16 protein-coding genes and 1 pseudogene are annotated in these 21,010 nt (G+C 71.5%); 5 read left to right on the forward strand and 12 right to left on the reverse strand.

The window, feature by feature from the left end; genetic code table 11:
* The first annotated feature begins 13 nt into the window (after positions 1 to 13).
* A complete protein-coding gene (locus tag CRP49_RS44160; RefSeq protein ID WP_094220935.1) occupies positions 14 to 790 on the forward strand; it encodes a creatininase family protein in 777 nt (258 codons plus the stop codon).
* A gap of 101 nt (positions 791 to 891) precedes the next feature.
* Here the strand turns inward: CRP49_RS44160 and CRP49_RS48730 are convergent.
* The 5 genes and pseudogenes from CRP49_RS48730 to CRP49_RS44185 form a co-directional block, all read right to left on the reverse strand.
* Positions 892 to 2,187: pseudogene (locus CRP49_RS48730) on the reverse strand (lysylphosphatidylglycerol synthase domain-containing protein); the annotation flags it as partial.
* Positions 2,184 to 3,128, reverse strand: a complete 945-nt coding sequence (locus CRP49_RS44170; protein WP_257033884.1) for a class I SAM-dependent methyltransferase — start codon at positions 3,126 to 3,128, stop codon at positions 2,184 to 2,186. The pseudogene CRP49_RS48730 and the gene CRP49_RS44170, both read right to left, overlap by 4 nt.
* Positions 3,129 to 3,250: 122 nt before the next feature.
* Entirely contained in the window at positions 3,251 to 4,432 is a 1,182-nt protein-coding gene (locus CRP49_RS44175) for a glycosyltransferase family 4 protein (RefSeq protein ID WP_097258955.1), read from the reverse strand.
* Complete coding sequence (locus tag CRP49_RS44180) at positions 4,429 to 4,827, reverse strand: 6-carboxytetrahydropterin synthase (RefSeq protein WP_097258956.1); 399 nt, start codon at positions 4,825 to 4,827, stop codon at positions 4,429 to 4,431. The genes CRP49_RS44175 and CRP49_RS44180 overlap by 4 nt, the downstream gene beginning before the upstream one ends.
* A gap of 113 nt (positions 4,828 to 4,940) precedes the next feature.
* On the reverse strand, positions 4,941 to 5,930 hold the full coding sequence (locus CRP49_RS44185; protein ID WP_097258957.1) for a zinc-binding alcohol dehydrogenase: 990 nt from the start codon (positions 5,928 to 5,930) through the stop codon (positions 4,941 to 4,943).
* 108 nt (positions 5,931 to 6,038) lie between these two features.
* Between CRP49_RS44185 and CRP49_RS44190 the strand changes: the two genes are divergently transcribed.
* Positions 6,039 to 6,809, forward strand: a complete 771-nt coding sequence (locus tag CRP49_RS44190; RefSeq protein WP_097258958.1) for a CDP-alcohol phosphatidyltransferase family protein — start codon at positions 6,039 to 6,041, stop codon at positions 6,807 to 6,809.
* A gap of 343 nt (positions 6,810 to 7,152) precedes the next feature.
* Here CRP49_RS44190 and CRP49_RS44195 read toward each other — a convergent pair whose 3' ends face one another.
* Positions 7,153 to 7,719, reverse strand: a complete 567-nt coding sequence (locus CRP49_RS44195; protein ID WP_097258959.1) for a GNAT family N-acetyltransferase — start codon at positions 7,717 to 7,719, stop codon at positions 7,153 to 7,155.
* A 155-nt stretch (positions 7,720 to 7,874) separates the two neighbouring features.
* On the opposite strand from CRP49_RS44195, the gene CRP49_RS44200 reads away from it, so the two are divergent.
* Complete coding sequence (locus CRP49_RS44200) at positions 7,875 to 9,824, forward strand: DUF262 domain-containing protein (RefSeq protein WP_097258960.1); 1,950 nt, start codon at positions 7,875 to 7,877, stop codon at positions 9,822 to 9,824.
* A gap of 6 nt (positions 9,825 to 9,830) precedes the next feature.
* On the opposite strand, the gene CRP49_RS44205 is transcribed toward CRP49_RS44200, so the two are convergent.
* From CRP49_RS44205 to CRP49_RS44225, 5 genes are all read right to left on the reverse strand, one after another.
* Positions 9,831 to 11,699, reverse strand: a complete 1,869-nt coding sequence (locus tag CRP49_RS44205) for a discoidin domain-containing protein (protein WP_097258961.1) — start codon at positions 11,697 to 11,699, stop codon at positions 9,831 to 9,833.
* Positions 11,700 to 11,820: 121 nt separating this feature from the next.
* Positions 11,821 to 13,185: a GH1 family beta-glucosidase gene (locus CRP49_RS44210; protein WP_097258962.1), complete on the reverse strand. Its 1,365-nt coding sequence runs from the start codon at positions 13,183 to 13,185 to the stop codon at positions 11,821 to 11,823.
* A 29-nt stretch (positions 13,186 to 13,214) separates the two neighbouring features.
* Positions 13,215 to 14,054: a carbohydrate ABC transporter permease gene (locus CRP49_RS44215; protein ID WP_094220926.1), complete on the reverse strand. Its 840-nt coding sequence runs from the start codon at positions 14,052 to 14,054 to the stop codon at positions 13,215 to 13,217.
* 7 nt (positions 14,055 to 14,061) lie between these two features.
* Positions 14,062 to 15,048 carry a carbohydrate ABC transporter permease gene (locus CRP49_RS44220; protein ID WP_097258963.1) on the reverse strand — a complete coding sequence of 329 codons (987 nt, stop codon included), beginning with the start codon at positions 15,046 to 15,048 and terminating at the stop codon, positions 14,062 to 14,064.
* A 5-nt stretch (positions 15,049 to 15,053) separates the two neighbouring features.
* On the reverse strand, positions 15,054 to 16,370 hold the full coding sequence (locus CRP49_RS44225) for a sugar ABC transporter substrate-binding protein (RefSeq protein WP_097258964.1): 1,317 nt from the start codon (positions 16,368 to 16,370) through the stop codon (positions 15,054 to 15,056).
* Between the two features lie 194 nt (positions 16,371 to 16,564).
* Between CRP49_RS44225 and CRP49_RS44230 the strand changes: the two genes are divergently transcribed.
* Positions 16,565 to 17,851 (forward strand): ROK family transcriptional regulator, encoded by a 1,287-nt coding sequence (locus tag CRP49_RS44230; RefSeq protein ID WP_097258965.1) that lies wholly within the window; start codon positions 16,565 to 16,567, stop codon positions 17,849 to 17,851.
* A gap of 260 nt (positions 17,852 to 18,111) precedes the next feature.
* On the opposite strand, the gene fusA is transcribed toward CRP49_RS44230, so the two are convergent.
* Positions 18,112 to 20,169 (reverse strand): elongation factor G, encoded by a 2,058-nt coding sequence (gene fusA / locus CRP49_RS44235; RefSeq protein ID WP_097258966.1) that lies wholly within the window; start codon positions 20,167 to 20,169, stop codon positions 18,112 to 18,114.
* A gap of 468 nt (positions 20,170 to 20,637) precedes the next feature.
* Between fusA and CRP49_RS44240 the strand changes: the two genes are divergently transcribed.
* Positions 20,638 to 20,952, forward strand: coding sequence for a trypco2 family protein (locus CRP49_RS44240; protein WP_257033837.1), 315 nt, complete (start codon positions 20,638 to 20,640; stop codon positions 20,950 to 20,952).
* The last annotated feature ends 58 nt before the right edge of the window (positions 20,953 to 21,010 follow it).

Below are 21,010 nucleotides of genomic sequence, written 5' to 3' on the forward strand. Positions count from 1 at the left end.
AGGCCGGGAAAAGATGAGTGGTTCGGGCGCGCGGGCGGCGGCATACGGGGTGGTGCCTGCGGACACCACGGAAGACGTACGGATGCGGGGGGCGGGCGTTTCAACTCAGGTCGCCGTCCTTCCCGTCGGCAGCTTCGAACAGCATGGCCCGTTCCTTCCGCTGGCGACCGACACGCTGGTCGCCTGTGCCGTGGCACGGGAGATCGCCGCCGCGTACCCGGTGCACCTCCTTCCTCCGGTGACGGTCTCCTGCTCGCACGAGCACGCGGCCTGGCCGGGGACCGTCAGCATCTCGTCCGTGACCCTCCATGCGGTGGTCCGGGACATCGCGGCGTCGCTGCGCCGCTCCGGTGTCGACGCGCTCGTCGTGGTCAACGGGCACGGCGGCAACTACGTGCTGGGCAACGTCGTACAGGAGGCCTCCGCGCGCGGGGAGCGGATGGGCCTGTTCCCGGCCGCCGAGGACTGGGAAGCGGCGCGGGAGGCGGCGGGGGTGCACACCTCGCTGCTCACCGACATGCACGCGGGGGAAATCGAGACCTCCATTCTGCTGCACGCTCATCCCGAATTCGTCCGCCCTGGATACGAGTCCGCCGATTTCACCGCGGACGACCGTCGTCATCTGCTCACCGTGGGAATGTCCGCCTATACCGAATCGGGCGTCATCGGCCGTCCTTCCCTGGGGTCGGCGGAAAAGGGGAAGGAACTGCTGGCGAGCCTGACGGAATCGTTCGGCGCGATTTTCGCGCTGCTGACGTCCGCCGAAGGCTCAGGGGCCGTGGACGGGTAGCCGCGCAGTCCGGTGTACCAGCGGGCGACCAGGACGACGACGCCGGGCAGGCTCGCCACGAAGCTGAGCACGCCGTACACGACGGCGACGGCCACCCCGCTGCTCGCGCCGAGCCCGGCGGCGCCGAACGCCCAGGCGGTGACGCCCTCGCGGGGGCCGAAACCGCCGACGTTCAGCGGCAGGCCCATGGCGACCAGGGCGAGGACCGCGAGCGGGAGCAGCACCGCCACGGAGGCGGCGGAGCCGGCGACGCGGGCCGCCACGACGAACATCGCGACGTGCCCGGCCAGGATGACCGCCGAGGACAGGGCGACACCGGGCCCGGCCTGACGGGACAGCAGCCCCTCCCGCACCTCGCCGAGGCCCCTGCGCAGGGCGCCGCCGCCGCGGCGGGAGGCCGCGCGGTTCATCCGGACAGCGAGGAGCACGGCGAGCACGCCCGCCGCGGCGAGGGCCGTCGGCGCGGCGAAGGTGCGGACGTCGTCCCGGACGGGCGAGGGCAGGGTCAGCAGCACGGCCGCGCCGAACACGGTCAGCGCGATCTGCCCGGCGACCCGCTCCAGGACGACCGCCTTCACCCCGCGCCGCAGGTCACCGGCGCTCTGCCCGTGCCGGACCGCCCGGTGCACATCGCCCAGGACCCCGCCGGGCAGGGCCGCGTTCAGGAACAGCGCCCGGTAGTAGTCGGCCACCGCGGGGCCCAGCGGCAGCCGGATGCGCAGCCCCCGGGCCACCAACTGCCAGCGCCACGCGCTGAACACGGTGGTGACCACACCGATGCCCAGCGCCACCAGCAGCGTCATCGTGTCGATCCGCCGCAGCCCGTCGAGCAGCACACCGGTACCCAGCCGCCAGAGGAGGGCGCCGAGGATGGCCACGCCGGCGATCGTGCCGATGTGGGTGCGGAGGGCGCGGGAGCCGAAGCGGCGGGGGGTGGGCTGCTCGGGCTGGGGAGTGGTGCGCTGCTCGGGCTGGGGGTTGATGTGCTGCTCGGGTTCGGGGGCGAGGTGCTGTGCGGGCTCGGCGGCGTTACGCCCCGCAGGCACGGCGGCATTACGCCCCGCAGGCCCGACAACACGCCCCGCAGGCTCGACGGCAACACCCCCCGCAGGCACGGCGGCGCTACGCCCCAGGGGCTCGACGGCATTACGCCCCGCAGGCACCGCGGCGTTACGCCCCGCAGGCTCAGCGACGCGCCCCGCAGGCTCGGCGGCAACACGCCCCGCAGCCACGCCGGCAACACGCTCCACGTGCTCGGCGGCATTGCGCCGCGCGGGCGCGACGGCGATGCGCTCCGCAGGCTCGGAGCCGCATGCGTGCGTCGCCTCGCCGACCGGCGGTTCCAGCAGGGCCGTTACGGCGTCCGGGGCCGAAACCGCGCCCGCCTGCCCGCTCATGACTCCCGTCCCGTCGGCCGCGGCAGCGCCAGCAGGTCGCTGTGGTGGAGCACCACCCGCAGCTCACCGGCCTCGCAGGCGGCCAGGCGTTCGCGCAGGTAGCGCTCGGCGGGCTCGCGCAGTTCGGGCCGCTGTTCGACGGCCGCGCCCACCCAGCCCCGTAGCCACTGGGCGGTCAGCGCGGCCTCCTCGGGGCCGAGCCGCCACGGGCTCGGATGCACCCGTACCGTCGCCCCGCGCTCGGCGAACGCCTCGAAGGCCACCGTGACCGCGTCCGGACCGAGCAGGCCGGTACGGCGCTGGTGGGCGTTGAACGCCTCGGCGATCTCGGCGTCCAGCGGGTCGGACGGGGTGAGTTCGACGCGTCCGGCGACGGACAGCGTGAGCAGGGCCGGGCAGCCCGCTCCCGCGCAGGCGGCGGCCAGGGCCTCGATCTCCTCGCGGGTGAGGACGTCCAGCAGGGCCGAGGCCGTCACCAGGGAGGCCCCGGTCAGCGCGTCCGGGGTGAGCCGGGCGACGTCGCCGCGCCGCGTCTCGACCGAGACCCGGCTGCCGTCGGCGGCGGAGCGCGGGGAGGCCACGGCGGCGAAGTGCAGCAGGTACGGGTCGCGGTCGTGCAGGATCCAGTGCTGGGCGCCGTCCAGGCGGGGCGCGAGCCAGCGGCCCATCGAGCCGGTTCCACAGCCCAGGTCGTGCACGACGAGACCGCCCGTGCGGCCCGGCAGATCGGCCAGCCGGATCCGCAGCGGGTCCAGCAGCTCCTGGGCCCGGGCGTCCGCGTCGGCCCCTTCGCGCAGCTGCAGCCACTCGGGCGCGTAGCGCGGCGGCTCCTCTTCCCCGCCCTCCCGCAGCCGTACGGTGGCCCGCTCGCCGGGGCGGGCGACGGGGCCGGCGCCGGCGATCACGTCGGTGGGTTCAATGTCCTGGGGCGCGGCATCCATGAGCTGCTCCTCACCGCCACGGGATCCGGCGCCCATCGGCTGCGCGCCCTCTCCCCGGGCGAACTCCGCCTCGCTCGGCCCGGGCTGGGCCGGGATCCCCCCGGTCACCGTCGTCATGTCTGTCATGCCGCCCTCCTCGGTGCCTCGGGCAGTCGGCCGAGGACTCCGGCCAGGCTGCGCGCGGTGGTCGCCCAGCCGTCCAGGGCCGCGCGGCGACTGCGGGCGGCGGCCTTCAGACGGCGGCGTACGTCGGGTTCGCCGAACCAGCCGCGCAGTTCGGCGGCGAGTGCGGCGGGGTCCTCCGGTGGGACGAGGATGCCGGGGACGCCGCCGTCGGGGGCGCGGCCGACCGCCTCGGGGACACCGCCGACGTCGGTCGCCAGCACCGGGATGCCACGGGCGAGGGCCTCGGTGATGGCCATGCCGTACGTCTCGGCGTACGAGGTGAGGACCATCAGGTCGGCCGTGGCGTAGGCGGCGTCGAGTGCGGCGCCGGCCTGCGGTCCGGCGAGCCGCAGCCGGTCTTCGAGGCCGTGCCGCCGGATCAGCTCGCGCAGATGGGCGACGTACTCCGGGTCCTGGGTGAGCCCGCCGACGCAGACACAGTTCCACGGCAGGTCGGTCACCGCGGCCAGTGCCTCCACCAGCCGGTGCTGGCCCTTGCGCGGGGTGACGGCGGCGACGCACACCAGCTGGGAGACGCCGTCGGTGCCGGGTGCGAGGGGCGCGATGTCGGCGCCGGGGGCGGCGACGTGCACCCGGTCGGGGGCGAGGCCGTGGTGCGAGACGAGGCGGCGGACCGCCCAGTCGCTGGTGGCGACGACCGCGGGCACCGCCCGCAGCACCGCCCGCTCGCGGGCGTCGAGGTCGGCGGCCACGGCCGCGTCCAGGCCGGTCTCGTCACCGAGGGGCAGGTGCACCAGCACGGCGAGCCGCAGGCGTTCGGCCTCGGGGACGACGACCTCCGGGACGCCGCAGGCGACCAGGCCGTCGAGGAGGACGACGGTGTCGTCCGGCAGGTCCCGGAGGATGCGGGCGAGCACGTCGCGGTCGGTGCGGCCGGGGCGCGGCCAGCTGCCGGGCACGGAGTGCCGCACGGCCTGCCAGCCGAAGCCGGGCAGGTCCAGGCAGACCCGGCGGTCGTAGGCGTTGCCGCCGCTGGGCGCGGCCGGGTCGTCGACACCGCCCGGCATGACGAAGTGCACGGTGCGCAGGGACATGGGGATGATCCCGGCCTTCTCGGAAGCGGTGGGCTGCGCGGGCACGTAGGCGAGCCGCGCCTTCGCCACGGTCGTCTCGGTCACAGGCCACGCTCGTAGCTCGCCCAGGCGATGTGCGACTCGTGCAGGGTGACCGAGATGCTCTTCAGGCCCTTGGCACCCTCGCCCAGGGCGCCCTTGTGGACGCGTTCGGCGAGCCGGTCGGCGATGACCTTGGCCAGGAACTCCGTGGACGTGTTGATCCCGGCGAACTCGGGCTCGTCGTCGAGGTTGCGGTAGTTCAGCTCGGCGGTGATGGCGCCCAGTTCCTGTGTGGCCAGGCCGATGTCGACGACGATGTTGTCCTCGTCCAGCTGTTCGCGGCGGAACGTCGCGTCCACGAGGAACGTGGCGCCGTGCAGTCGCTGCGCGGGCCCGAACACCTCGCCGCGGAAGCTGTGGGCGATCATGATGTGATCGCGGACGGTGATGCTGAACAACGGACGACCCTCCAGGTGCGGCGCGTCTGGTGCCCCCTGCGGTTCCCTGCCGGGGGGATGCCGTGTAGTACGGCTCTTCGCTTCCCCGTGTTCAGCCTCCTCTCACTCTTTTCTCAGGTCAGGCCGCTGCCGGTGTAGTTGATGCGGTGGCACAGGGCCGGGATCTCGCCGGCGGCGAGCCTCGGCATCAGCTCCGGCAGCTCCTCGAAGGCGCTTTCGCCGGTGATGAGCGCGTCCAGGGCCGGGTCGGCGAGCAGGTCGAGGGCGAGCGCCATCCGTTCGGCGTAGCCGCGGCCGGCGCGGGCGGCCGGGGAGACGGTGCCGACCTGGCTGCTGCGCACGGTGAGCCGGCGCGAGTGGAAGGCCTCGCCGAGCGGCAGGGCGACGCGCCGGTCGCCGTACCAGCTCAGTTCGACGACCGTGCCCTCGGCGGCGAGGAGTTCGAGGGAGCGGGTGAGGCCCTGTTCGGTGGCGCTGGCATGGACGACGAGGTCGCAGTCGCCGAGGGCGTCGCCGGGTGCGGCGAAGTCCACGCCGAGGGCCTCGGCGGTCTTCGCGCGGGCCGGGTCGGCGTCGACCAGCTGGAGCCGTACGCCGGGGAAGCGGGCGAGCAGCGCGGCCACCGAGCAGCCGACCATGCCGCCGCCGACCACCGCGATCCGGTCGCCGATCAGCGGCGCCGCGTCCCAGACGGCGTTCACCGCGGTCTCCACGGTCCCCGCGAGCACGGCCCGCTCGGCGGGTACCCGCTCGGGTACGACGGTCACGGCGCTCACCGGAACGGCGTAACGGCTCTGGTGCGGATACAGGCAGAACACCGTGCGGCCGACCAGCTCCCGCGGCCCCTCCTCGACGACGCCGACGTTCAGGTAGCCGTACTTCACCGGCCCGGGGAAGTCGCCCTCCTGGAACGGTGCCCGCATCGCGGCGTGTTGGGACTCCGGCACCCCGCCCCGGAACACCAGGGTCTCGGTGCCGCGGCTGACTCCGGAGTACAGCGTGCGCACCAGCACCTCGCCCTCGGCCGGCCCCGCGAGGGCGACGTCGCGGATCTCGCCGTGCCCCGGTGAGCGGAGCCAGAACGCGCGGGCCGAGTGGTTCATCGGCATCCTCCTGAACGATAGGGAAGTTGTTCACGTACCGAGAAGTGCACAGGCCGCGCACAGTACGCGGCGTTGATCGACTCTGTCACTCGGCCGGAGGAATGCGCGGTGGCCCTGAACAACACGTATGACGCGAGGCTCCAGCAGGAGACCGCCGTGGGAGCGGGCGTCCAGATCCTGCTGCTGGCCCTGCTCGGCACGGCCATCGGCATGGGGCCGGCCGGCTGGCTGACCGGGCTCGCCTTCGCGTTCGCCACCTGGGCGGTCCTCTCCCGCGCCCTGCACCGCTCCCGGCTCAGGTCCTTCGGTCCCGCCAACCGGGTCACCCTCGGCCGGGCCACCCTGGTCGGCGGGGTGACCGCGCTGGTCGCGGACTCCTTCGAGAGCGCACCGCCGGTGACCCTGCTGGTCGCCCTGACCGCCGTCGCCCTGCTCCTGGACGGCGTGGACGGCAAGGTGGCCCGCCGCACCGGCACCTCCAGCGCGCTCGGGGCCCGCTTCGACATGGAGGTCGACGCGTTCCTGATCCTGGTGCTGAGCGTGTACGTGTCCATGCAGCTCGGCCCGTGGGTGCTGCTGATCGGCGGGATGCGCTACGCGTTCGTCGCCGCGGCCCGCGTCGCCCCCTGGCTGAAAGCCCCGCTGCCGCCGTCCTTCGCGCGCAAGACGGTCGCCGCGCTCCAGGGCATCTGCCTGCTGCTGGCGGGCGCCGAACTGCTGCCGCACGCGGCCAACCTGGCGGTGGCCCTGCTGGCGCTGGGCTCGCTGGTGTGGTCGTTCGGCCGGGATGTGCTGTGGCTGTGGCGGAACTCGCGTACGACCGCGGAGGAGACGGTCACCGCGCCTGAGCCGATGGTGCTGGAGCTGGCGGCGCGCTGAGGGATGACGCGAAGGGCCCGGACCGGTTGCCGGTCCGGGCCCTTCTGCACCCCGCCCGCCGCACCGTCGTGGAAGGAGGCCCCGCGTGTGAACACCCAGTTCCGTGCGCCTGCCTGACGCCAGGAGGAGGCGAATGTGGGCGAGGCGGCGGCCGTTGCCGTCCAGGGCCTCAGCCCCTCGGTGACGCCGAGCCGGCTGAGGATGGTGGCGTCGGCACCGTACGGGGAGAGCCGCTCGGCGGGCGGGAAGGCGAGGGCGACCCGGAGCCGGGACCCGTTCGCCGCGCCTTCCCGGCCGAGGTCTGCGCCGGAGGCGAGGCAGCCGGCCGGCAGCGGGACGAGAGTCAGCCCGGCGAGCACACGGGAGAGACGCATCCCCTCTCGCCCAGCGCTATCTCGAAGTGCACGATGCCCTGTTCACCGCCGTCGTCCCGGCGCTCGTCGTGCACGACTGTCCCGATCGACCGCCAGAACGCCTCGGCGCCCGGCACGGCGGGATCGGTGTGCAGATACACGGCCCGGTACCCGCCGTCCGCGACGGCGAACTCCACCAGCCGCGCCACCAACTCCCGTGCCATTCCCCGCCGTCGATGCCCGGGCCGCACGTACACCCGCCGCAGCTGCGCCGTCTCCCCCGACGGATACCGCTCGGCCAGCCACCGCGGATTCGGGGGCGCCCCCGGCCCCCGCGAGTCCAGCGCCCCGGTCCCGACGACGCCCCCCTCGCCGTCCACCGCGACCAGCAGGGTGTGCCGCGGCGACGCGAGATAGGCCCCGGCGGGATCGACGATGTCCGCATGCCACCGAGGCACGTATCCGGTACCGAAATCCCGGTAGACGGTGTCGAGCATGACGGCACGGGCGCCATCGAGGTCGTCGGGGGTCGCCGTCCTAATGCTGAACTGATGCACTTGCACATCATATGCATTAAGTCTCCCCGCTTGATCGCCGCAGCACCGCACGCCTCCGTTCCACCCGTGTCGACGTGGGACGACTGATACTTTGTGCAGATCGCATGGAAATCCTGGTGGGGGGGAAGCCGCCGGGCTCGGAGAGCAGGAAGCAAGTGCGTATTTCCCAGATTCTCGACAAGGTGGACTCCGGCGACATCGCGCTGCCGGAATTCCAGCGCGGCTACGTCTGGACGCGCGACCAGGTGCGCGGCTTCTTCCAGTCCCTGTACCGCGGTTATCCGATCGGCGGCTTCCTGACGTGGAGCACCAAGGCCGAGACGACCCAGACGCGCGGGGGCGACTTCGGCAGGGACGGTACGGTCCATCTCCTCCTGGACGGCCAGCAGCGGGTCACCACGCTCTACGGGGTCACCCGCGGCCACCTTCCCCGCTTCTTCGAGGGCAACCCGGCCACGCTGACCGGTCTTCACTTCAACCTGGAGACCGAGGCGTTCGAGTTCTACGCGCCGGCGAAGATGAAGGACAACCCCCAGTGGGTCGACGTGACCGCGCTGCTCCAGGGCGGTCTCGGCAGCCAGTTGCTGACCGTGACCCAGCTCGCCGAGGGTGACACGCAGGTGCAGGCCGTCTACGTGGAGCGGCTGAACCGCATCACCCAGATCAAGGAACGCGACGTCCACATCGACGAGGTGACGGGCGAGGACAAGACGATCGACGTGGTCGTCGAGATCTTCAACCGGGTCAACTCGGGCGGCACCAAGCTCTCCAAGGGCGATCTCGCGCTGGCCGCGATCTGCGCCTCGTGGCCCGAGGCCCGGCCCACCATGAACGAGGCCCTGGCGAGCTGGTCCGCCGCGGGATTCGACTTCAAGCTCGACTGGCTGCTGCGCAACGTCAACGCGGTCCTCACCGGGGAGGCGCAGTTCTCGAAGCTCGCCGAGGTGAAGGTCCCGCACTTCCAGGCGGGCCTGAAGGAGACCATCGACTCCGTCGCCCACGTCCTCAACACGCTCGGCGGCCGGCTCGGCCTCGACCACGGCAAGGTGCTGAGCGGCCGGGGCGCCTTCCCGGTCATGAGCCGTCTGCTGCACCTGCACGGCGGCCGCTTCCCCGACGCGCTCACCCGTGACCGGCTGTTCTACTGGTACGTACACAGCTTCCTGTGGGGCCGGCACACCGGCGCGACCGAAACGGCCCTCAACCAGGACCTGCAGGCGCTGGACGACGGCGGGGTGGAGCGGCTCATCGACGTGCTGCGGCGCAGCCGCGGGGGCGCCCTGGAGGTGCGCCCCGACGACTTCGTGGGCTCCAGCATGGGGTCGCGCTTCTATCCGCTGCTCTACATGCTCACGCGTGTCCACAAGGCTCAGGACCTCGGCAGCGGAGTGCCGCTGCGCGACGGCATGCTCGGCCGGCTGAACTCCCTCCAGGTGCACCACATCTTTCCCAAGGCGCGCCTGCGCGAGCACGGCTACAACCGGGCCGAGATCAACGCGGTCGCCAACTTCTGCTTCCTCACGCAGGACACCAACCTGCGGGTCGGGGCGAGGAATCCGGCGGACTACCTCCCGGAGATCACGATGCGGGCACCCGGGGCGCTCGAGTCCCAGTGGATCCCGATGGATCCGGAACTGTGGCGCGTGGAGAACTACCCGGACTTCCTGGCGGCGCGGCGCGAGTTGCTGTCCTATGCCGCGAACGACTTCCTGGAGACGCTGCACGACGGCCCGGCCCCCGTGGACCTTGTCCCGTCCACGCGCAGCGCTCTCCCGCCGACCGCCGTGGCCGTGACCGAGCCCTCCGCGGTGGACGAGGTCCCCGGACTCGCCGCGCTCCTCGGTGAACTGGCGGAAGCCGGATTCGCCCACCCCGAGCTGGACAGCGAGGTCATCGATCCGCGCAGCGGCGAGGCCATCACCATCGCCGCCGCCTACTGGCCGCACGGTCTCCAGGAAGAGGTGGGCACGCCCGTCGTGCTCGCGACCGACACCACCGCCGCGGAGCAGGAGGCGCTGGAGGCGAGCGACTACCGCGTCTTCCACAGCGCCGACGCCCTGAGCCGGTACGTCAGGAACATGCGCGACGAGCACACGGCGGCGTGAACACGGTCAGCCCTTCTGCTCCACCCGCACCCAGTCCACCTCCGCCTGCACTCCCCCACCCGCGACCTTGTCCACACTCGCCTGCGGCAGTCCCCAGTAGGGACTGGTCACCTTGTTCCAGCCGGCCGGGTACGCGCCTCCCAGGGCCAGGTTGAGGATCACGTACTGGTTGTGGTCATAGACCCACTGGCCCCGGGTCGACTCGAGCACGTTGCGGCTCGTCTCCTGGACCAGGCGGTCGTCGACGTAGAACCGCATCGCCGTCGGCGTCCACTCGACGGCGTACGTGTGCCACTGGTCCGCGGTGCCGCCGTTCGGGTAGGTCTGGCGGGCGCCTATGTTGCCGTCCGCCGAGTAGCCGGGGCCGTGCAGGGAGGTGCTCGTCCAGTCCGGGTAGCCGATGTTCTCCATGATGTCGGTCTCGCCGGAGGCCGGCCAGGAGACGGAGGGGTCGTCGACGTTGCTGCCGAGCAGCCAGAAGGCGGGCCAGAACCCGTCGCCGACCGGCAACTTCATCCGGGCGCTGACCCTCCCGTACGTGAAGTCGAACTTCGTATGCGTGTCGATGCGGCCCGACGTGAAGTCGTACGTGCCGCCGCCCGCCTGCGTGCAGCCCTTGCAGTACTTGGCCTTCAGGATCAGGCTGCCGTTCGCGGTGCGGACGTTGTCCGTGGAGTCGACGTACGCCTGGGACTCGCCGTTCACCGGGCCCATCTCCGTGCCGGTGCGCACCACCCGCCATTTCGAGCGGTCGAGCGAGGCGCCCGTGAAGTCGTCGAAGAACGTGGTGCGGTACGTGCCCGACTGGTCGGCGGGGAGAGCCGGGTAGGCGGCCGCGGCGCCGCCGCCGGTGCCCCAGACCTGGAACTCGTAGAGGGAGTAGCCGAACTGGGCCGTGGCGGGGGCCGGGTTGTAGAAGGAGCGGCGTTCCTTGCCGAGCATCCGGACGTAGCGGCCGGTCACGGGCGAGGGCAGCTTGACCGTGTCGTGCAGGCCGGCCGCGTCGGACGGGGACTTGACGTCGGCGCGGCGGGCGGCGATGTCGGCGGACGACGGCTCGTAGACCGTGCGCCAGGTGCGGTTGTCGTCGGAGACCTGGAGGAGGTAGTCGACGGCGTAGGCCGACTCCCAGTACAGGTCGACCGTGTCGATCGTCGACTGCGCGCCCAGGTCCACGGACACCCACCGGTCCGCGTTCCAGTCGCTCGACCAGCGGGTCAGGTCTCCCTTGAGATCGGCCGGCCAGCCGCCGTCCGTGACGAACGCCGGTGAATTTCCCGCGTGCTGGTAGTAGTTCGAGTACGCCGGGTGGTTCAGCGCGAGGTTGGTGCGGGTCGTGGACGCCGGGGCCGGTTCGCCGCCGTAGACCTTGAAGCTCCACAGGGAGTAGCCGTAGGGCGTGGCGCGTTCGACGCCTCGCAGGCGGACGTAGCGGCCGGTGACCTCCTGCGGGTAGGTGTGGGCCGTGACGGAGCCGCCGGTGCCTGCGGTCTCCGTGTAGAAGGGGGTCCAGTCCGTGCCGTTCCTGGAGACCTCCAGGACGTAGCGCTTGCCGTAGGCGGCCTCCCAGTCCAGGACGACCCGGTCGATGCGGATCGTGGAGCCGAGGTCGACGCGGATCCAGGCGTCGTCGGCGAAGTTGCTGGACCAGCGGGTGGCACCGTTGCCGTCGACGGCGAGGTCGGGGGTGGTGCCGGCGTTCTCGCTGCCGGAGGCGGTGACGGAAGCCGGGTTGACGGCGTAGGCGGCGGCCGCGCGGTCGGTGTCCCAGGAGACGGTGGCGGCGTGGGCGGGGGTGGCCAGCAGCGGGCCCGATGCCAGCAGGGCCACGGTGGACAGGGCGGCGAGCAGGGTGCGCGGGATACGGGATGGCATGCGGATCTCCTCACGAGATGGATGATTGGCGCGTGCATGACAGTCCAGAAGTTCCAGGAGAGGTACGGGCCGGTGGGCACGGGCTCCCGCACCCGCGCCCACCGGCCTTCCGGGCCCCGGCTCAGGCGGCCCGGCGCACCTGGCCGCGGTGGGCACGCACGATGTCGGCGTACCGGTGTCCGCTGCCCTTGATGGTGCGCACCTGGGTGCGGTAGTCGACGTGGACCAGCCCGAACCGCTTGGCGTACCCGTACGCCCACTCGAAGTTGTCCAGCAGCGACCAGGCGAAGTAGCCGGCGAGCGGGGCACCCTTGCGGGCCGCCGAGGCGCAGGCGGCGAGGTGCCGCTCCAGGTAGTCCTGGCGCTCCGGGTCGTCGACGGTGCCGTCGGGGTGGACCACGTCCGGGTAGGCCGAGCCGTTCTCGGTGACGTAGATCTTCCGTGCGCCGTACTCCTCGGTGAGGCGCAGCAGCAGGGTCTCGATGCCGCTCGGGTCGATCTCCCAGTCCATGCCGGTGCGCGGGACGTCCGGGCGGCGTACGGAACGGACTCGGGGGGCGGGCCCCTCGGGGTCGTCGGCGACGTACGCCGGGAAGTAGTAGTTCAGGCCGAGCCAGTCCAGCGGAGCGGCGATCGTCTCCAGATCACCGGCGGCGATGGGCAGTTCGACTCCGTAGGCCTCGACCATGTCGGCGGGGAAGCCACGGCCGTGCACCGGGTCGAGCCACCAGCGGTTCACATGGCCGTCGTGGCGGCGGGCGGCCGCCAGGTCCTCGGGGCGGTCGGTGGCGGGGTGCACGGTGGAGAGGTTGTTGACGATGCCGACCTGGGCGTCGGGGACGGCGGCGCGGATCGCCTGGGTGGCGAGGCCGTGGCCGAGGAGCAGGTGGTAGGAGGCGCGTACGGCTGCGGTGAGGTCGGTCCAGCCGGGGGCCATCTTGCCCTCCAGGTGGCCGATCCAGGCCGAGCAGGAGGGCTCGTTGAGCGTGGCCCACAACTTGACGCGGTCGCCGAGGCGTTCGGCGACGGTCGAGGCGTACTCGGCGAACGCGAGGGCGGTCGCCCGCTCCGGCCAGCCGCCGCGGTCCTGGAGCACCTGCGGCAGGTCCCAGTGGTAGAGGGTGACGGACGGGGTGATGCCCGCCTCCAGCAGGGCGTCCACCAACTCGTCGTAGAAGGCCAGGCCCTTGGGGTTGACCGGTCCGTCCCCGCCGGGCAGCACCCGCGGCCAGGCGACGGACAACCGGTAGGCGTCGGTGCCGAGTTGGCGCATCAGGCCGATGTCCTCGCGCCAGCGGTGGTAGTGGTCGCAGGCGACGTCGCCGTTGTCGTCGTTCGCGATCTTCCCCGGGGTGTGCGAGAAGGTGTCCCAGATCGACGGTGAACGGCCGTCCTCGGCGACGGCCCCCTCGATCTGGTACGCCGCTGTGGCCGTGCCCCACAGGAAGTCGTGCGGGAGTGCGGCGAGGTCGATGCGTTCGGACACGGAAGTCCCTTCGGAATGCGGGGTGTTGGTCACTTGACGGCGCCCGCCGTCAGTCCGGCGACGAGATAGCGCTGAAGGAGGAGGAACCCGGCGACCACCGGCACGCTCACCACGAGCGAGGCGGCCATGATCTGGTTCCAGTACACGTCGTTGAGGGTGGAGTAGCCCTGGAGGCCGACGGCGAGGGTGCGGGTGGTGTCGTTGGTCATGACGGACGCGAAGAGCACCTCACCCCACGCGGTCATGAAGGCGTACACGGCGACCGCGACGATGCCGGGGACGGCGGCCGGTACGACGATCCTGAGCAGCGCGCCGAGCGGGCCGCAGCCGTCCACCAGCGCCGCCTCGTCCAGGTCGCGCGGCACCGAGTCGAAGTAGCCGATCAGCATCCAGATCGAGAACGGGAGGGAGAAGGTCAGATACGTCAGGATCAGGCCGCCGCGGGAGCCGAACAGGGCGATGCCGGTGGCGTTGCCGATGTTGACGTAGATCAGGAACAGCGGGAGGAGGAAGAGGATGCCCGGGAGCATCTGCGTCGACAGCACGGTCACCGTGAAGACCCGTTTGCCGCGGAAGTCGTAGCGGCTGACGGCGTAGGCGGCGAACACGGCGATGACCACCGAGCAGACCGTGGCCGCGCCCGCCACGATCAGCGAGTTCACGAAGTACTTCGCGAGCGGGACCGTCGACCAGATGTCGATGTACGGCCGGAAGGTCAGCCCGCTGGGCAGCCAGCGGAACTTGCCCGTGACGTCCGCGAGCGGCTTCAGCGAGCTGGAGACCATCACGTACACCGGCACCAGCACGAATCCGGTGAGCAGGGTGAGGAAGATCCGCCGGGACCACAGGAACGAACGGGGCGGCGCCATCGGGGAGTCAGACATCGGCGGCCCTCCGTCCGCGCGAGGTGAACAGGAGGTACAGGCCCGTCACGACCAGCAGGAACAGCAGCAGCAGAACGGACATGGCGGATCCGGTGCCGAAGTTCCAGGTGACGAAGGAGGCCTGGTAGATGTGCACCGAGATGAGGTCGGCCGCCTCGGGAGCGGCCTTGCCGAACAGCACGTACGGCGTGTTGAAGTCGTTGAACGTCCAGAGGAACAGCACGAGGACCAGCACCTGGTTGACCGGGCGCAGGGACGGCAGGGTGATGCGGCGGATCTGCTGCCACATGCCGGCGCCGTCCAGCGCGGCCGCCTCGTACAGTTCGCGCGGGATGTTCTGCAGTCCGGCCATCACGATGAGGAAGGCGAACGGCCAGCCCTTCCACACGGACACGGTCAGCAGGGCGTAGAAGCTGTTGTCGCCGATCAGCCAGAACGACGGCTTGTCGGTGAGGTGCAGCTGGTCGTGCAGGACGTGGTTCACCAGGCCGTTGTCGTGCTGGAACATGAACACCCAGGTGATGACGGCCGCGTAGACGGGCAGCGCGTACGGCACCAGGAACAGGGCGCGCAGCAGACCGCGGCCGCGGAAGGCGTCCTGCATGAAGACCGCGGCGGCGGTGCCGATCAGCCAGCACAGGGCGACCGACAGCAGGGTGAAGCCGACGGTGACGAAGAAGGAGTGCAGCAGGGCCTCGCCGACGGGGGCGTCGAAGTCCACCGACACCTTGTAGTTGCCGAGGCCGGACCAGGGGGCGCTGCCCCAGTCGCGGATGTAGAACTGGGTGAGTTCCTTGAAGCTCATCACGATGCCGATGACCATCGGCACCAGGTGGACGAGGAGTTCGAGGAGCAAGGCGGGCAGGAGCAGCAGGTACGGCAGTCCGACGCGGCGGATCCGCCCGGCGCGGCGGCGGGGTTCGCGCGCCGCACCGGGGGAGGTATCGCGCACCGGCTCCTTCAGAGCGGTGGTCGTCATCGTGCTCAGGCCGCCGGCATCTGCTGCTGGGCCTTCTCCAGCGCGGCCTTGACGGAGTCGGCGGTCACCGCGCGTCCGCCGGCGGCGTCGGCGAACAGCTCCTTGACGGCCGTACCGACCGCCGTCTCGAACTGCGACTCGGCGGCGACCTGCGGCAGCGCGGCCGCGCTGGTGGCGAGGGTCTGCTTCAGCACCGCGGTGTCCGGGGAGTTGAAGGCGGCGTCCTCCTGGGCGGCCTTGACCGGCGGTACGGTGCTGTAGGCCGTGTTGAGGACCTTCTGCTCCTCGTCACTCGTCATGAACTTCACGAACTTCGTGGCGCCGTCGAGGTTGTGGCTGTTCTTGAAGACCGCCATGTTGATGCCGGCGACCATCGAGTTGGTCTGGGCGCCGGCCCCGGGGGTGCCGGACTGCACGGGTACGGGGGCGATGCCGTAGGCGTCCTCGCTCATGCCCTGGGACTTGAGGTTGGCGGCGGCGGACTGCCACAGCAGCATGGCCTGCTTGCCCTTGGCGAAGTCGCTGACGGACTGGTTCTGCGCGTACTCGGCGTCGCCGGTCGGGATGACCTTGTCCTTGGCCATCAGGTCGACGTACTGCTTGACCGCGTCGACCACCTTGGGATTGGTGAAGTCCGGCTTGCCGTCGGCGGTGAAGAAGTCGGCGCCGTGCTGCTTGGCGAAGACGAAGACGTGGTGGATGTTCTCCGACACGTTCGCGCCCTCGGCGCCGAGGACCGACTTGCCCTTCGCCTTGATCTTCTTCCCGTCGGCGATCAGCTCGTCCCAGGTGGCCGGGGGCTTGGAGATGCCGGCGTCGGCGAAGATCTGCTTGTTGTAGTAGAGCGCGTACGCCATCGAGTACAGCGGCACCGCGGCCGGGTCCTTGCCCTGGGCGCCCGTGGACCCGAGCGCGGAGTCGACGAACCGCTCCTTCCCCCCGATCTTCTCGAAGTTCTTCGCGTCCCACGGCAGCAGCGCGCCGGTGGCCTGCAGGGAGGCGCTCCAGGTGTTGCCGATGTTCAGCACGTCCGGGCCCTGACCGGACGTGGTCGCCGTCAGAATCCGGTTGAGCAGATCGGACCAGGGGACGACCTCAAGCTTCACCTTGATGCCGGTCTGCTTCTCGAACTTGTCGAGTTCGGGCTGCAGGACCTTCTTGTCGACCGCGATACTGGCCCCCTGGTTGGAGGCCCAGTAGGTGAGCGTCTTCGGCGAGTCGTTGGACCCTCCACCGCTGGACGAACCGCCTCCGCAGGCCGTGGCCGCGAGGGCGAGAGACATGGTGACGGCGCCTACGGCCGCGGCTCGGATGCTGCGCATGGCTCCTGGTGTCCCTTTCGGGGAGTCGAGAACCCCGAGGGCGCTCGCAGAAGCCGACACCCCGTTCGGCTCCCGAAGCCCCTCATGGCTTAATTTAGGATGTGAGTTAAACCTCAAGAGAAACGCTCGTCAAGGGATCCGGCAACGACATCCGGTCCGGCGGGCCGACATTGGGCGTGAACCAGGGAGGTCGGGTGGCAGGGCAGGGCGGCCGTACGGTGCGTGACCTGCGGCGGGAGAGCCGGAGCGCCGTTCTGCAACGGTTGTATTTCGACGGCCCGATGAGCCGGCACGCCCTCGGTCCGGCGACCGGGCTGAGTTCGGGCTCCGTCAGCAACGTCGTGGCCGAGCTGCTGGCCGACGGCCTGGTGGAGGAGGCGGGCAGCGTCGGCTCCGACGCCGGCCGACCGCGCCGGCTGCTGCGGATACGGCCGGACAGCGGCCGGCTCATCGGGGTCGACGTGGGCGAGACCCGGGTGCGCGTGGAGCTGTTCGACCTCGGACTACGTGAACTGGCCCGCACGGAACGCCCGTTGGGTCCACACGGCTACGACGTCGACGCCGTCGTCGGTCATGTGCACGAGGGCATCACCGAGGTGCTCACCACGGCCCGCCTCTCCCCCGCCGACCTGCTGGGCGTCGGCATCGGCGTGCCCGGCATCATCGAGGACGCGGGCGAGGACGGCGCCGTCGTACACGGCCAGACGATCGGCTGGGACGCGGTCCCACTGGAGAGGATGCTCCGCTGGACCGGACAACTCCCCGCTGATGTGCCGTACTTCATCGACAACGGGGCGAAGACCCTGGGGCAGGCGGAGATGTGGTTCGGCGCCGGACGCGGCGCCCGCAACGCGGTGGTCATCCTGTTCGGCTCCGGCGTCGGCGCCTGTGTGGTCACCGAGGAGGCGGCCCAGGGCCGGGCGGTGGAGTGGGGACATCTGACGGTACGGGTCGGCGGGCGCCGATGCCGGTGCGGCGCCCGGGGCTGCCTGGAGGCGTACGCGGGCGCGGAGGCCCTGGTGGCACGCTGGCGGGAGGCAGGCGGGCAGCCGTCGGCCGAAGCCGACGAGGAGACGGCCCTCACCGAACTGCTCGCCGCGGCCCGCCCCTCGAATGACCGCGCGCCCGACCGGGTGGCGACGGCCGTCCTCACCGAGACCGCCGAGTACCTGGGCGCCGGCCTCTCCGACCTGATCAACCTCTTCCAGCCCGAACGCGTCCTGATCGGCGGCTGGGCGGGCCTCCAACTGGGCGGCACCTTCCTGGACGAGGTCCGCGCCCACGCCCACGCACACGCCCTCCGTTTCCCCTCAAGCCGGGTAGGCATCGAACTGGGCCACCTGGGACCGGACGCGGTGACCGTGGGCGCGGCGGTCCTTCCGCTGGCGGCGTTCTTCACCCGGGGCGGGCAGCGGCTGCCGACGGCCGGTTCGATGCCTTCACCGGCTTGGCGGGCAGCGCTGGACGGACGGTTGGCCTGACGCGGCGCGCCCGTACGGCGCCGCACCCGCGTACGGCGGGAAGGGGACGTGTCGGGGGGTGTCCGCCCGCAGCGGCCGGCGCAAACCCGGGGTACCTTTCGGACCCACAGTGCGCCGGACCGAGGACGGACACCCCCCGGCGCGGCCCCGACCCACGACACACCGCAGGCGCTGCCCAAGCCCCCACGCACCCGCAGCTGCGCCGCAGGCATGGAGCCGCACTACGCACGGCGCGTGGCGCGGCCCACACAGGCGAGGGACTACCGGACCGGCACCGGCTGCGGCGCCGCCGCATACCCCGCGGGCCGGGCGGCGAACGTACCCCGCCCCTGAGTCCGGCTCCGCAACCGAGTCGCGTAGCCGAACAGTTCGGCCAGCGGCACGGTGGCGGTCAGCACCGCCGAGCCGCCCCGGCTCTCGGACCCCGTGACCCGGCCACGCCGAGCGGCCAGGTCACCGAGCACCCCGCCGACCGCGTCCTCCGGCACGGTGACCGTGACCTCGGCCACCGGTTCCAGCAGGGCGACCGCACAGACGCGCAGCGCCTCGCGCAGTCCCAGCCGCCCTGCGGTGCGGAAGGCCATGTCGGAGGAGTCCTTCACATGGGTGGAGCCGTCGGTCAGCGTGACCCGCAGCCCGGTCACCGGGTGACCACCGAGCGGCCCCTCGGCCAGCGCGTCCCGACAGCCGGCCTCCACCGCCCGCACGTACTCCTGAGGCACCCGCCCGCCGACCACGACGGACCGGAACTCGAAGCCCGTGGCCCCGACTTCGGCCCCGAGCGGCTCGACATCGAACACGACATGCGCGAACTGTCCGGCCCCGCCATCCTGTTTGACGTGCCGGTGGACCAGCCCGCTCACCCCACTCACGACGGTCTCCCGATGCGCGACGCGCGGACGCCCCACGACAACCTCCGGTCCACCGTCACGACGGATCTTCTCCACCGCGACCTCCAGATGCAGTTCGCCCATCCCGGACAGCACGGTCTGCCCGGTCTCGTCGTCGGTGCGCACCACCAGCGAGGGATCCTCCTCAGCCAGCCGCGCCAGCGCATTCACCAGCCGCCCGGTGTCGGTGCCACGGCGCGCCTCGACGGCGACGGACACCACGGGCTCGGCGACCACGGCCGGCTCCAGCAGCAACGGGGCACCGGCATCGCAGAGCGTCGAACCGGCCCGCGCCGACTTCAGGCCCGCGAGCGCGACGATGTCACCGGCGACCGCCCGGTCCATCTGGACATGCCGGTCCGCCATGAGCCGCAGGATCCGCGCGACCCGCTCGGTGCGCCCGGTGCCGGGGTCCCACACGGTGTCTCCCTTCTCGATCGTGCCCGAGTAGACGCGCACACAGGTCAGCCGCCCGGTGCTGCCCGCGTTCACCTTGAACGCGAGCGCCGCGAACGGTGCTTCGGGGTCGGCGGCCCGCCGCTGTTCGGTGCCCTCGTGGACACCACGTACGGCGGGCACGTCCAGCGGCGACGGCAGATAGGCGACCACCGCGTCCAGCAGCGGTTCGATGCCACGGTTGCGATAGGCGGAGCCACACAGCACGACCACACCGTCCCCGGTACGGGTGAGGTCCCGGAGCGCGGCAACCAGAGTCGGCTCGGACAGAACCGACCGAGCGCAGAACTCCTCCAACGCCGCCGGATGCAGCTCCGCGACCGCCTCCTCCAGCACCCGGCGCCGCCGCCGGGCCTCTTCGGCCAGCACCTCGGGAACAGGTCCCTCCACCGCCGTACCGCCACCGCCGTCCCAGACCAGGGAGCGCATGCGCACCAGGTCCACGACTCCGGTGAAGCCGTCCTCGGCCCCGATCGGCAACTGGACGACGAGCGGGGCGGGATGCAACCGCTCCCGGATCGAGTCGACGGCCCGGTCGAGGTCGGCGCCCGCACGGTCCAGCTTGTTGACGAACGCGATTCTGGGTACGCCGTGCCGGTCGGCCTGCCGCCACACCGACTCGCTCTGCGGCTCGACGCCGGCGACCGCGTCGAAGACGGCGATCGCCCCGTCGAGGACGCGTAGCGAACGCTCGACCTCGTCGGCGAAGTCGACGTGGCCCGGGGTGTCGATGAGGTTGATGCGGTGGCCGTCCCAGCCACAGCTGACGGCGGCGGCGAAGATGGTGATGCCACGGTCGCGTTCCTGGGGGTCGAAGTCGGTGACGGTGGTGCCGTCGTGAACCTCGCCGCGCTTGTGGGTGGTCCCCGTCGCATACAGGAACCGCTCGGTGACGGTGGTCTTGCCGGCGTCGACGTGGGCGAGGATGCCGAGGTTGCGGACGACGGCGAGGTTGCTGAGGTTGGTGCGCACGGCCCAGGGCCTTTCTGAGGATCAGGAAAAAGGGCAGCGCGATTTCCCGGACGAGGACACACCGAGCCTGACCGGCCCGCACAACGGGTCGTACGAGCGAGCGAACGGGGTCAGAGCGTCGTCACGGGCATCCGGTGCCGGCCGCGCAGCGGGCACCGGACGGACGAGGACACCAGGATCACCTCGGACCGCGAAGGGGGAACGACGACGGCGGTACGGTCACGCACGGCCGGGCTCCCCTCTTGAATCACGGAGGCGCACCGTCCCACAGGGCAGCGCGCGATGTTCTGTCGCCGTCGACAGTACGGAAGACACAAGGAAGAGGTCCACGCATTTTCCCTGTGGACGGCGTCACCGCCCATGAGATCGCCGGGTGTTGCCATTTCGGCACTGTGACCGCCACCAGGCTTCTACGCTGTGCGACAGGGCTGCTGGATCAACGCTGGGGGGCGTTCCATGGAGATCGGCTTGGCTGACGCGGTCACTGCGGTGCGGGAGGAGCTGACCAGGGCCGCCGCGCAAGGGGCGGGACAGGACTGGCAGTTCAGCGTCGGACCGGTACAGATGGAGTTCGAGGTCGAGCTGCGCGCGGACGCGCGGGCGAAGGGCGGCTTCCGGGTCTGGGCGGTCACGGCGGACGCGGAAGCCGGTGTGGCCCGAGCCCGCACGCACCGGATCTCGTTCACGCTGACGCCCCGCCGTGCGGACGGTACCGAAGTGCGTATCGCAGAGGCCGCGAGCGACGCCTTCGGACCGGGTGACGTGAGCGAGACCGTGGAGTAGCACCCCCGAACCTCCGACTCCGCCGTGGCGGACCCGAGTCGGAGCTCGGCAGTTCGAT

The organism is Streptomyces sp. Ag109_G2-15 (assembly GCF_900215565.1).
Classification (GTDB): domain Bacteria; phylum Actinomycetota; class Actinomycetes; order Streptomycetales; family Streptomycetaceae; genus Streptomyces; species Streptomyces diastatochromogenes.